Genomic DNA, 11,518 nt, shown 5'->3' with positions numbered 1-11,518 from the left:
GGGCGAATAACGCGGAGCGTTATCCGCCGAGGCATGCTCGCCGGGAACACCCGATGGCCGGCAGCCGTGCCGGTCGGCGCCGCTCCCTGCGGAGCCTCAGATCTTCGCCAGCGCCTGCGCGAGGTCGGTCTGCAGGTCCTCCAGCGCCTCGACGCCCACCGACAGGCGGATCAGTGAGTCACCGATGCCCAGTTCGGCGCGGGTTTCCGCCGGGATGCTGGCGTGGGTCATGATCGCCGGATGCTCGATCAGGCTTTCCACCCCGCCCAGGCTCTCCGCCAGGGAGAAGATCCGCACGTTCTCCAGGAAGCGCCGAGAGCCGGCCAGGTCGCAACGCAGGTCGAGGGAGATCATCCCGCCGAAGCCACGCATCTGCCGTTTCGCCAGCTCATGCTGCGGGTGCGAAGCCAGGCCGGGGTAGTAGACCCGCGCCACCTGCGGCTGGCGCTCCAGCCACTGGGCCAGGGCCAGGGCGTTGCTGCAATGGCGCTCCATGCGCAGCGCCAGGGTCTTCACCCCACGCAGGGTGAGGAAGGCGTCGAACGGCCCGGAGATGGCGCCCACCGAGTTCTGCAGGAAGCCCAGGCGCTCGCGCAGGTCCGGGTTGTCGCCGACGATGGCGATGCCGCCGATCACGTCGGAATGGCCGTTCAGGTACTTGGTGGTGGAGTGCACCACCACGTCGAAGCCCAGTTCCAGGGGGCGCTGGATGTAGGGACTGGCGAAGGTGTTGTCGGCCACGCTGATGATGCCGCGGGCGCGGCAGAGCTGGGCGATGGCGCGCAGGTCGGTGAGGCGCAGCAGCGGGTTGCTCGGGGTTTCCACCCAGACCATGCGGGTTTCCGGGGTCAGCGCGGCCTCGAAGGCCTGCAGGTCGGTCGGGTCGACGAAGCTGAAGCGATGCCCGGCGCTGCGCCGGCGGACCCGCTCGAACAGGCGGAAGGTACCGCCGTAGAGGTCATTGCCGGAAACGATGTGGGAACCGGCGTCGAGCAATTCCAGCACCGAAGAGATCGCCGCCAGGCCGGAGGCGAAGGCGAAGGCCTGGGCGCCGCCCTCGAGGTCGGCCACGCAGCGCTCCAGGGCCCAGCGGGTCGGGTTGTGCGAGCGGCCGTAGTCGAGCCCCTTGTGTACCCCGGGGCTTTCCTGGATATAGGTGGAGTTGGCGTAGATCGGCGGCATGATCGCGCCGGTCGAGGGATCGGGGGCCTGCCCGGCGTGGATGACCCGGGTCGCAAAGGCCTGGGCCGGGGCGTCGGGATGCTGGTCGTGCTGGCTCATGCGAGCTTTCTCCGCAAATGGTTCAACAGGTCGAAACGGGTGATCAGGCCGTGGAAGCCGCTGGCATCGGCAACGATCGCCACCAGGCCGCGGTCCAGGACCGCCTGCAACTGGGCCAGGCTGGCGCCGGGCGCGAGGGTCTCCGGCGCGGCGTTCATCGCGCTGCTTACCGCATCGCGGAAGCGTGGCGCGTCGGCGTGGACACCGAGCAGGATATCCGACTCGTCGATCACACCGACCAGTTTTCCATCGTCCAGCACCGGCAATTGCGAAACATCGGCCAGGCGCATGCGCTGGAAGGCGGTGAGCAGGGTGTCGTCCGGACCGACGCTGATCACCCGGCCCTCCTCGAAGCGCCGCGCGATGATGTCGCGCAGGTCGCCGTAGTGCTTGCGTTGCAGCAGGCCCTGGTCGGTCATCCACTGGTCGTTGTAGATCTTCGACAGGTAGCGGGTGCCGGTGTCGCAGACGAAGCTGACCACCCGCTTCGGCTCCTTCTGCTCGCGGCAGAAGCGCAGCGCCGCGGCCAGCAGGGTGCCGGTGGAGGAGCCGCCGGGAATGCCCTCGACGCGCAACAGTTCGCGGGCCATGGCGAAGCTTTCCTCGTCGCTGATGGAATAGGCATGGCGCACGCTGGAGAGGTCGGCGATGGCCGGTACGAAGTCCTCGCCGATGCCCTCCACCGCCCAGGAACCCGGCGTACCCAGGGTGCCGGAGCGGGAGTACTCGGCCATGATCGAGCCCTCGGGGTCGGCGAGCACCATCTCCAGCTCCGGCTGGACCTTCTGGAAGAACCGGGTAAGGCCGGTCAGGGTACCGGAGGAGCCGACGCCGACGACGATGGCGTCGAGATCGTGGCCGGTCTGCGCCCAGAGCTCCGGGCCGGTGCCGCACTCGTGGGCCAGCGGGTTGGCCGGGTTGTTGAACTGGTCGGCGAAGAATGCGCCGGGAATGTCCTGCGCCAGGCGCGCGGCAACGTCCTGGTAGTACTCCGGATGGCCCTTGCCGACGTCCGAGCGGGTGATGTGCACCTCGGCGCCCATGGCGCGCAGGTGCAGGACCTTCTCGGTGGACATCTTGTCCGGCACCACCAGCACCACCCGGTAGCCCTTGGCGCGGCCGACCAGGGCCAGGCCGAGACCGGTGTTGCCGGCGGTGGCCTCGACGATGGTGCCACCGGGCCGCAGGCGGCCGTCACGCTCGGCGGCCTCGATCATGGCGACACCGATGCGATCCTTGATGGAGCCGCCGGGGTTCTGCGATTCGAGCTTGAGGAACAGGGTGCAGGGGCCGGTATCGAAGCGCGTCACGCGAACCAGCGGGGTGTTGCCGATCAGGTCGAGCACGGCGGGGCGTGAGTCGGAAGTCATCTTTTCTCCTTTCGGTGTTTCCGCACGGAGCGATACGGTGCGCGGCCTCGTGAGCCATTGCACCTATCCGTTCTGGGGCTTGCAGACCATAGGGGCTGGCGCGCGCGGGCGCCAATAACCTACAGATAGAACGTTAGAACCTTTGGTTCCTTAAGTCCCGCCGGAGGAATTCCCTGCCGACCGCGGCGACACCCATGAAAAAGCCCGCCGGATGGCGGGCTTCTCGCGTCTGGCGACGAGCCTCAGATGCGCTGCGGCCCGTTGCGCTCGGACACCTGTCCGTTGAGGGTCCAGAAGTCGTAGAGCACGCCGAGGAAGAACAGGCCGCCGGTGAACAGGTAGATGATCCCGGTGATCCACTTGCCCATGTACATCCTGTGCACGCCGAGCACGCCGAGGAAGGTCAGCAGGATCCAGGCCACGTTGTAGTCCAGGTTGCCGCCCTGGAAGCGCCGGTCGGCCTCGCGGTCCATCGACGGGATGAGGAACAGGTCGATGATCCAGCCGATGAAGAACAGGCCGAAGGTGAAGAACCAGATCGTCCCGGTGATCGGCTTGCCGTAATAGAAGCGGTGCGAACCGGTGAAACCGAAGATCCACAGCAGGTAGCCGATGGCCTTGCTATGGGTGTCGTGCTGTTGAGTCATGCGTCCCCCCTCGTTCCGTGCGCGGCTGCGGCCGCGCCTGAGCCGCAGGTTAGCGGAGCGGCGGACGCCGCGCCAGAGCGGCCCGGCGCATGACAGTTTTGCAATTGCCTATCCTGTAGGCTGGTGCTGCCGCCACCGCCCCACAGGAGCCGCCATGAGCGCCGGACACGAGCACAGCTTCGCCCAGACCAACTCGACCCGCCTGAAATGGGCGTTGCTGCTGACCGGAAGCTTCCTCGTCGCCGAGGTCGTCGGCGGCATCCTCACCGGCAGCCTGGCGCTGATCTCCGATGCCGCGCACATGCTCACCGACGCCGTGGCCCTGGCCATCGCCCTGGCCGCGATCAACATCGCCAGGCGCCCGACCAACGATCGCCTGACCTACGGCTACCACCGCTTCGAGATCCTCGCCGCGGCGTTCAACGCCTTCCTGCTGTTCGGCGTGGCCTTCTATATCCTCTACGCGGCCTACGAGCGGCTCAACCAGCCGGCGGAGATCCAGTCCGTGGGCATGCTGGTGATCGCCGTGCTCGGTCTGCTGGTGAACCTGGCCAGCATGCGCCTGCTGGCGCCGGCCCAGGGCAACAGCCTGAACGTCAAGGGCGCCTACCTGGAGGTCTGGAGCGACATGCTCGGCTCGCTGGGGGTGATCGTCGCCGCGATCGTGATCCGTTTCACCGGCTGGGCCTGGGTCGACTCGCTGGTGGCGGTGCTGATCGGTTTCTGGGTCCTGCCGCGCACCTGGATCCTGCTGCGCGAGAGCCTGCATGTGTTGCTCGAAGGGGTGCCGAAGGAAATCCAGTTGGCCGAGCTGCGCGAAGCGCTGCTGGGGATTCCCGGCGTGACCGGGCTGCACGACCTGCATGTGTGGTCGATCACCAGCGGCAAGATCAGCCTGACCAGCCATCTGGTCTACGACCCGGCCCTGGTCGACGCCGAGGCGCTGCTGGGAACGGTGAAGGCGCTGCTGCACGACCGCTACGAGATCGAACACAGCACCCTGCAACTGGAAACCTCGGCCTGCGCCCAGGCCGAGGAGCCGCTGGCCTACTGAAGACGGTTCAGCGGAAGCGCCGGCCGGCAGGGTCGTCGTCGGTGATTTCCAGGCTCAGGCCCTGGGTCAGGTTCGACAGGTGGTCGGCGTCGCTTTCCGAACCGAGCTTGATCATCAGGCGCAGGTCGTTGGCCGAGTCGGCGTGGGCCAGGGCGTCCTCGTAGGTGATCTCGCCCTGGGTGTAGAGCTGGTACAGCGCCTGGTCGAAGGTCTGCATGCCCTGCTCGGTGGAGCGCTTCATCAGCGGCTTCAGCTCGTGCACCTCGCCCTTGCGGATCAGGTCGGCGGCCAGCGGGGTGTTCAGCAGCACCTCGATCACCGCCCGCCGCCCCTTGCCGTCGGGGGTCGGCACCAGTTGCTGGGCGACGATGGCCTTGAGGTTCAGCGACAGGTCCATCCACACCTGGCCATGACGGTCGGCCGGGAAGAAGTGGATGATCCGCTCCAGCGCCTGGTTGGCGTTGTTCGCGTGCAGGGTCGCCAGGCACAGGTGGCCGGTCTCGGCGAAGGCCACGGCATGGTCCATGGTCTCCCGCGAGCGCACCTCGCCGATCATGATCACGTCCGGCGCCTGGCGCAGGGTGTTCTTCAGCGCCACCTCGAAGGAGTCGGTGTCCAGCCCCACCTCGCGCTGGGTGACGATGCAGCCCTGGTGCTGGTGGATGTACTCGATCGGGTCCTCGATGGAGATGATGTGCCCGGTGGAGTTCTTGTTGCGGTAGCCGATCATCGCCGCCAGCGAGGTGGACTTGCCGGTGCCGGTGGCGCCGACGAAGATCACCAGGCCGCGCTTGGTCAGCGCCAGCTTCTTGAGGATTTCCGGGAGCTTCAGCTCTTCCAGGGTCGGGATGTTGGTCTCGATCCGGCGCAATACCATGCCCACCAGGTTGCGCTGGTAGAAGGCACTGACCCGGAAGCGGCCGATGCCGCGGGCGCTGATGGCGAAGTTGCACTCATGGTTCTCGGCGAAATCGCGGCGCTGCTGCTCGTTCATCACGCCTAGCACGGTCTCGCGGGTCTGCTCCGGCGACAGCGGCGTCTTGGTCACCGGCATCACCCGGCCGTTGACCTTCATCGACGGCGGTACGCCGGCGGTGATGAACAGGTCGGAGCCGCCCTTTTCCACCATCAGGCGCAGCAGCTTTTCGAATTCCATGATGTTCTCGCTCACTCAGGGGCGCGCCGCGACGGCGAGCCGGATGCGGGCGAGCGGGCGCTGGACGCGCTCGCCGGCAAGGATAGGTAGGAATGCGCCTACGGTACCGCTCTCCCGCTCTTGAATCCTAGACGCAGTTCCGGGATTCGGGCGAAGCGCGGCGGATCGGCGCCAGGATCAGAAGTTTTCCGGGATCTTCGCCTTCTCGCGGGCATTCTCGCGGCTGATCAGGCCCTTGGCGACCAGGCCCTTGAGGCACATGTCGAGGGTCTGCATGCCCAGCGAGCCGCCGGTCTGGATCGCCGAATACATCTGCGCGACCTTGTCCTCGCGGATCAGGTTGCGGATCGCCGGGGTGCCGATCATGATCTCGTGGGCCGCCACCCGGCCGCCGCCGATCTTCTTGATCAGGGTCTGCGAGATCACCGATTGCAGCGACTCGGAGAGCATCGAGCGAACCATGGCCTTTTCCTCGGCCGGGAACACGTCGACCACCCGGTCGATGGTCTTCGCCGCCGAGGTGGTGTGCAGGGTGCCGAATACCAGGTGGCCGGTCTCCGCCGCGGTCAGGGCCAGGCGGATGGTTTCCAGGTCGCGCATCTCGCCGACCAGGATGATGTCCGGGTCCTCCCGCAGCGCCGAGCGCAGCGCTTCGCTGAAGCCGAGGGTGTCGCGATGCACCTCGCGCTGGTTGACCAGGCACTTCTTCGATTCGTGGACGAATTCGATCGGGTCCTCGATGGTGAGGATGTGGTGGTACTTGGTGTTGTTCAGGTAGTCGAGCATCGCCGCCAGGGTGGTGGACTTGCCCGAACCGGTCGGCCCGGTGACCAGTACCAGCCCGCGCGGGACGTCTGAAACACGTTTGAACACTTCTCCCATGCCAAGCTCCTCCATGGTCAGTACCTTGGAGGGAATGGTCCGGAATACCGCCCCGGCGCCACGGTTCTGGTTGAAGGCGTTGACCCGGAAACGCGCGACGCCCGGCACCTCGAAGGAGAAGTCGGTCTCGAGGAATTCCTCGAAGTCCTTGCGCTGCTTGTCGTTCATGATGTCGTAGATCAGCGCATGCACCTGCTTGTGTTCCAGCGGTGGCAGGTTGATCCGGCGTACATCGCCATCCACCCGGATCATGGGCGGCAGGCCGGCGGAGAGGTGCAGGTCCGAAGCGCCCTGTTTGGCACTGAAGGCGAGCAGCTCGGTAATATCCATGGGACTCCCCAATTACAAGCAAGCAGGTAGAATGCCGCCAAAGCCGCCGTCTCGGACAAGGAAAACACCGGATGAACCAGGGTGCTTCCAGGACACGCGTGGTGTCCTGCGCCAGACGCGGAACCTCGACACTGGAACAGGAAGATGGCCATCGAGGCCGGCGGTTTCGAGGGCGTCTAGCCGACGCCGACCGCACTTCCATAGGGCGCAGGTAATGTCCACGATAGCAGAGAATATTGCAAAGGTTGCCGCACGCATCCGTGAGGCAGCGCAAGCTGCGGGGCGCGATCCGGCCACGGTCGGCCTGCTCGCCGTGAGCAAGACCAAGCCCGCCGCCGCGGTGCGCGAGGCGCACGCCGCCGGCCTTCGCGACTTCGGCGAAAACTACCTGCAGGAGGCCCTCGGCAAGCAGGCCGAACTGGCCGACCTGCCCTTGAACTGGCACTTCATCGGCCCCATCCAGTCGAACAAGACGCGGCCCATCGCCGAGCATTTCCAGTGGGTGCACTCGGTGGACCGGTTGAAGATCGCGCAGCGCCTGTCGGAGCAACGCCCGGCCGGGCTGCCGCCCCTGAATGTCTGCCTGCAGGTCAACGTCAGCGGCGAAGCCAGCAAGTCCGGCTGCGCCCCCGAGGACCTGCCGGCCCTGGCCGAGGCCGTGAAGCAACTGCCCAACCTCCGATTGCGTGGCCTGATGGCCATCCCCGAACCCACCGCCGAACGCGCCGCGCAACACGCCGCGTTCGCCCGCCTGCGCGAACTGCTGCTGGACCTGAACCTTGGCCTGGACACCCTGTCCATGGGCATGAGCGACGACCTCGAGGCAGCCATCGGCGAAGGTGCGACCTGGGTCCGCATCGGTACCGCCCTGTTCGGCGCCCGCGACTACGGCGCGCCGGCTTCTTGAAGGAATCCCCTATGAGCACACCCCGCATAGCGTTCATCGGCGCCGGCAACATGGCCGCCAGCCTGATCGGCGGCCTGCGCGCCCAAGGCGTGCCGGCGGCGCAGATCCGCGCCAGCGACCCGGGCGCCGAGCAACGCGCGAAGATCGCCGGCGAGTTCGCCATCGACGTGGTCGAGTCCAACGCCGAGGCCGTGGCCGACGCCGACGTCGTGGTCCTGTCGGTCAAGCCGCAGGCCATGAAAGCCGTGTGCCAGGCCTTGGCGCCGGCGCTGAAGCCGGAGCAACTGATCGTCTCCATCGCCGCCGGCATCCCCTGCGCCAGCCTCGAAGCCTGGCTCGGCCAGCCGCGCCCGGTGGTCCGCTGCATGCCCAACACCCCGGCGCTGCTGCGCCAGGGCGCCAGCGGGCTGTACGCCAACGCGCAGGTCAGCGCCGCGCAACGCGAGCAGGCCGGGCAGTTGCTGTCCGCGGTAGGCATCGCCCTGTGGCTGGACGACGAAGCGCAGATCGACGCGGTGACCGCGGTGTCGGGCAGCGGCCCGGCGTATTTCTTCCTGCTGATGCAGGCCATGACCGACGCCGGCGAGAAGCTCGGCCTGTCCCGCCAGACAGCCTCGCGCCTGACCCTGCAGACCGCCCTCGGTGCGGCGCAGATGGCGCTGTCCAGCGAGGTCGAGCCGGCCGAACTGCGGCGCCGGGTGACTTCGCCCAACGGCACCACCGAGGCGGCGATCAAATCCTTCCAGGCCAACGGCTTCGAAGCACTGGTGGAGCAGGCCCTGAACGCCGCCAGCCAGCGCTCCGCCGAGCTGGCCGAACAGCTTGGCCAATAAGGAGTAGTCGATGATCGGCCTCAACACCGCTGCTATCTATATCCTCCAGACCCTCGGCAGCCTCTACCTGCTGATCGTGCTGCTGCGCTTCATCCTGCAGCTGGTCCGCGCGGACTTCTACAACCCCCTCAGCCAGTTCATCGTGCGCGCCACCAAGCCGCTGCTGAACCCGCTGCGGCGGATCATCCCCGGCTTCGGCGGGATCGACCTGGCCTCGCTGGTGCTGGCGATCCTGATCCAGCTGGTGCTGATGATCCTGATCCTGATGCTGATGGGCTACGGCGTCGGCGGCTTCATCATGCAACTGCTGATCTGGTCGATCATCGCCGTCACCTCGCTGTTCCTGAAGGTGTTCTTCTTCGCCCTGATCATCAGCGTGATCCTTTCCTGGGTCGCCCCGGGCAGCTACAACCCCGGCGCGCAACTGGTGAACCAGATCTGCGAACCGCTGCTGATGCCGTTCCGCAAGCTCCTGCCGAACCTCGGCGGACTGGATCTCTCGCCGATCTTCGCGTTCCTCGCGCTGAAGCTGATCGACATGCTGGTGATCAACAACCTGGCGGCCATGACCGGCATGCCCCAGCAGTTGAGCATCTTCCTCTGAGCTTCTACCGCTGGGACGGCGAGGACCTGCTCCTCGATTGCCACCTGCAGCCCAAGGCGAGCCGCGACGAGTTCGCCGGGCTGCACGGCGAACGCCTGAAGATCCGCCTCACCGCACCGCCGGTGGAGGGCAAGGCCAACGCCCATCTGCTGGTCTTCCTCGGCAAGGCCTTCGGCGTGGCCAAGAGCCTGGTGAGTCTCGAAAGCGGCGAGCTGAACCGGCAGAAACGGGTGCGCATCCGCCGTCCGACCCGATTGCCGGAGGAACTGGGGATCGCCGCTCGACCCGCTTGACCGACCTTACGTGCAGGAATGTGAAGCAGGCCAATTGACGCTCCCCCGCTCCCCCGCATAATCCACGCCATCCTTCCCCCGCCGGTCCCGCGCCCTGGAGCCCCTGGATGAGCATGGAAAGACTCAGCCATCAAATCGACGCCTACGTCGCCTGGAAGCGCGAGCTGATGCGGGAAATCACCCGCTATCGCGGCTGGCTGGAGCGCAGCCGGCTGAACAGCCCGGCGGTCGAGGCCAAGCTCGAACGCGCCCTGCGCCAACTGCGCGCGGACCACATCACCCTGGCCTTCGTCGGCGAGTTCTCGCGTGGCAAGACCGAGCTGATCAACAGCCTGTTCTTCGCCGGCTACGGCCAGCGCATGCTGCCGTCCCACGCCGGGCGCACCACCATGTGCCCCACCGAGCTGTTCCACGATCCGCGCGCCGAGCGCAGCTACATCCGCCTGCTGCCGATCGAGACGCGCCTGGCCGACGCCAGCGTCGCCCAGTTCAAGCGCGTGCCGCGCCACTGGGTGAACATTCCGCTGGACACCGGCGACCCGGAGGGCATGGCCCAGGCCTTCGCCCAGGTCGCCAAGACCAAGGCGCTGCCGGTGGAACAGGCGATCCAGCTCGGCTTCCATCCGGATGCCCTGGAAGCCGCCGACGAACCCGACCAAGTGCGCGTCCCGGCCTGGCGCCACGCCCTGGTCAACTTCGACCACCCGCTGCTGCGCCAGGGCCTGCGGATCCTCGACACGCCCGGCCTGAACGCCCTCGGCAGCGAGCCGGAGCTGACCCTGTCGATGCTGCCCAACGCCCAGGCGATCCTGTTCCTGCTGTCCGCCGACGCCGGTGTCACCGCCTCGGACATGGAAATCTGGCAGAAGTACATCCAGCCACTGCGCGAGGACGGCCACAGCAGCCTGTTCGCCGTGCTTAACAAGATCGACGTGCTCTGGGACGACCTTTCCGGCGAGCGCTTCGTACAGAACGCCATCCGCCTGATCCAGGACGGCACGGCCCGCCAGCTCGGCCTGCAGCGCGGCGACGTGCTGCCGCTGTCGGCGAAGCAGGCGCTGCTGGCCAAGGTCCGCGGCGAACCGGCGCTGCTCGAACGCAGTCGCCTGGATCGGCTGGAAGCACTGCTCTGCGAGCGCATCGTCGCGCAGAAGGAAGCGCTGCTGGAGAACGCCGTGCTCGGCCAGGTCCTCGGCCTGCTGCACAACAGCCAGCATCTGCTGCGCCTGCGCCTGGAGAAGGTCGAGGAACAGCGCGCGCTGCTCGACGACAAGCAGCGCGACAGCGGCCAACTGCTGTTCGAACTGACCGCGAAGACCAAGGACGACCACGGCCGCCACCACCGCCGCCTGCTCAACCTGAAGACCAACCAGCGCCTGTTGCAGCACCAGGGCGCGACGCTGCGCGAGACGATCCGCAGCGAACGCATGGAACAGCACCTGCAGAAGGTGCGGCGCAACCTCAACGGCAGCCTGACCACGGTCGGCATCAACCAGGCGATCCTGGCGTTCTTCCGCGCGGTGGAGCACGACCTCGACAACCTCGAGCACGAGGCCGGCATGGCCAACCGCATGGTCGCCGCCATCTACCGCCGGCACAACGAGGAGAACCCGCTCTACGCCCTCGACGCGCCGCAGCTGCGGGTCCAGCGCTACCAGCGCGAACTGTTGCAACTGAAGAAGAAGGGCGACCAGTTCCGCCTGCAGCTGAAGACCGTGCTTACCGAGCAACGCCTGCTGACCCGGCGCTTCTTCGCCACCCTGGTGCAGGAGGTGGTCGGCCTGCACCAGCGCTTGCGCGAGGAAACCGAGCGCTGGGCCAACGACGCGCTGATGCCGCTGATGCAGCACACCCTGGAAAACAAACAGTTGCTCGAAAGCCACATGCTCCGCCTCAAGGGCCTGGCCCAGGAGACCCAGCAGGTACGCCAGCGCAGCCAGGCCTTCGCCGGGTTCGCCGAGGAATTGCAGGAACAGTTGCGCGAAGCCGGCGACATCCTCCGCCAGTTGCGCCGCCCCTCGCCCCTGCAGCGCCAGGCCAAGGTGGTCAACCTGCCCGGCTCGCAGCGCGCCTGACCCCGCTCCCACGGCGCGCGCCAGCGCGCTTGCCGCTGGGGGCGACGCTCTTTAGACTGGCGCCCTCCTTTGTTCGAGAGCAGGGT

The 11,518-nt window shown here is 67.0% G+C and carries 11 protein-coding genes; 6 read left to right on the top strand and 5 right to left on the bottom strand.

Annotated elements, in window-relative coordinates; genetic code table 11:
- Positions 1 to 96: 96 nt before the first annotated feature.
- From HMPREF2914_RS29365 to HMPREF2914_RS29355, 3 genes are all read right to left on the bottom strand, one after another.
- Positions 97 to 1,281, bottom strand: a complete 1,185-nt coding sequence (locus HMPREF2914_RS29365) for a cystathionine gamma-synthase (protein ID WP_023092310.1) — start codon at positions 1,279 to 1,281, stop codon at positions 97 to 99.
- Positions 1,278 to 2,651 (bottom strand): pyridoxal-phosphate dependent enzyme, encoded by a 1,374-nt coding sequence (locus HMPREF2914_RS29360; RefSeq protein WP_003084562.1) that lies wholly within the window; start codon positions 2,649 to 2,651, stop codon positions 1,278 to 1,280. The genes HMPREF2914_RS29365 and HMPREF2914_RS29360 overlap by 4 nt, the downstream gene beginning before the upstream one ends.
- Before the next feature lie 242 nt (positions 2,652 to 2,893).
- Positions 2,894 to 3,298: an NINE protein gene (locus HMPREF2914_RS29355; protein WP_003084560.1), complete on the bottom strand. Its 405-nt coding sequence runs from the start codon at positions 3,296 to 3,298 to the stop codon at positions 2,894 to 2,896.
- A 154-nt stretch (positions 3,299 to 3,452) separates the two neighbouring features.
- Between HMPREF2914_RS29355 and czcD the strand changes: the two genes are divergently transcribed.
- Entirely contained in the window at positions 3,453 to 4,352 is a 900-nt protein-coding gene (gene czcD / locus HMPREF2914_RS29350) for a CDF family zinc transporter CzcD (protein WP_003100957.1), read from the top strand.
- Positions 4,353 to 4,359: 7 nt separating this feature from the next.
- Here the strand turns inward: czcD and pilU are convergent, their stop codons facing one another.
- Positions 4,360 to 5,508 carry a type IV pilus ATPase PilU gene (pilU, locus tag HMPREF2914_RS29345; RefSeq protein WP_003110016.1) on the bottom strand — a complete coding sequence of 383 codons (1,149 nt, stop codon included), beginning with the start codon at positions 5,506 to 5,508 and terminating at the stop codon, positions 4,360 to 4,362.
- 177 nt (positions 5,509 to 5,685) lie between these two features.
- On the bottom strand, positions 5,686 to 6,720 hold the full coding sequence (gene pilT, locus HMPREF2914_RS29340) for a type IV pilus twitching motility protein PilT (RefSeq protein ID WP_003084552.1): 1,035 nt from the start codon (positions 6,718 to 6,720) through the stop codon (positions 5,686 to 5,688).
- 214 nt (positions 6,721 to 6,934) lie between these two features.
- On the opposite strand from pilT, the gene HMPREF2914_RS29335 reads away from it, so the two are divergent.
- The 5 genes from HMPREF2914_RS29335 (at position 6,935) to HMPREF2914_RS29315 (ending at position 11,432) form a co-directional block, all read left to right on the top strand.
- Positions 6,935 to 7,627 (top strand): YggS family pyridoxal phosphate-dependent enzyme, encoded by a 693-nt coding sequence (locus HMPREF2914_RS29335; RefSeq protein ID WP_003084549.1) that lies wholly within the window; start codon positions 6,935 to 6,937, stop codon positions 7,625 to 7,627.
- Positions 7,628 to 7,638: 11 nt separating this feature from the next.
- Positions 7,639 to 8,460: a pyrroline-5-carboxylate reductase gene (gene proC, locus HMPREF2914_RS29330; protein WP_023092309.1), complete on the top strand. Its 822-nt coding sequence runs from the start codon at positions 7,639 to 7,641 to the stop codon at positions 8,458 to 8,460.
- 10 nt (positions 8,461 to 8,470) lie between these two features.
- Positions 8,471 to 9,064, top strand: coding sequence for a YggT family protein (locus tag HMPREF2914_RS29325; protein WP_003084544.1), 594 nt, complete (start codon positions 8,471 to 8,473; stop codon positions 9,062 to 9,064).
- Complete coding sequence (locus HMPREF2914_RS29320; protein WP_023980267.1) at positions 9,061 to 9,357, top strand: DUF167 domain-containing protein; 297 nt, start codon at positions 9,061 to 9,063, stop codon at positions 9,355 to 9,357. The genes HMPREF2914_RS29325 and HMPREF2914_RS29320 overlap by 4 nt, the downstream gene beginning before the upstream one ends.
- Before the next feature lie 107 nt (positions 9,358 to 9,464).
- Positions 9,465 to 11,432: a dynamin-like GTPase family protein gene (locus HMPREF2914_RS29315; RefSeq protein WP_003084539.1), complete on the top strand. Its 1,968-nt coding sequence runs from the start codon at positions 9,465 to 9,467 to the stop codon at positions 11,430 to 11,432.
- Positions 11,433 to 11,518: the final 86 nt, after the last annotated feature.

The organism is Pseudomonas sp. HMSC067G02 (genome assembly GCF_001813485.1).
GTDB lineage: Bacteria > Pseudomonadota > Gammaproteobacteria > Pseudomonadales > Pseudomonadaceae > Pseudomonas > Pseudomonas aeruginosa.
Note: the sequence above shows the minus strand (reverse complement) of the source record. Positions and strands in the feature narration are given on the sequence as shown.

Coding starts and splice junctions, on each gene's coding strand:
- HMPREF2914_RS29365 (WP_023092310.1), bottom strand. CDS start 1,281: ATGAGCCAGCACGACCAGCATCCCGACGCCCCGGCCCAGGCCTTTGCG.
- HMPREF2914_RS29360 (WP_003084562.1), bottom strand. CDS start 2,651: ATGACTTCCGACTCACGCCCCGCCGTGCTCGACCTGATCGGCAACACC.
- HMPREF2914_RS29355 (WP_003084560.1), bottom strand. CDS start 3,298: ATGACTCAACAGCACGACACCCATAGCAAGGCCATCGGCTACCTGCTG.
- czcD (WP_003100957.1), top strand. CDS start 3,453: ATGAGCGCCGGACACGAGCACAGCTTCGCCCAGACCAACTCGACCCGC.
- pilU (WP_003110016.1), bottom strand. CDS start 5,508: ATGGAATTCGAAAAGCTGCTGCGCCTGATGGTGGAAAAGGGCGGCTCC.
- pilT (WP_003084552.1), bottom strand. CDS start 6,720: ATGGATATTACCGAGCTGCTCGCCTTCAGTGCCAAACAGGGCGCTTCG.
- HMPREF2914_RS29335 (WP_003084549.1), top strand. CDS start 6,935: ATGTCCACGATAGCAGAGAATATTGCAAAGGTTGCCGCACGCATCCGT.
- proC (WP_023092309.1), top strand. CDS start 7,639: ATGAGCACACCCCGCATAGCGTTCATCGGCGCCGGCAACATGGCCGCC.
- HMPREF2914_RS29325 (WP_003084544.1), top strand. CDS start 8,471: ATGATCGGCCTCAACACCGCTGCTATCTATATCCTCCAGACCCTCGGC.
- HMPREF2914_RS29315 (WP_003084539.1), top strand. CDS start 9,465: ATGAGCATGGAAAGACTCAGCCATCAAATCGACGCCTACGTCGCCTGG.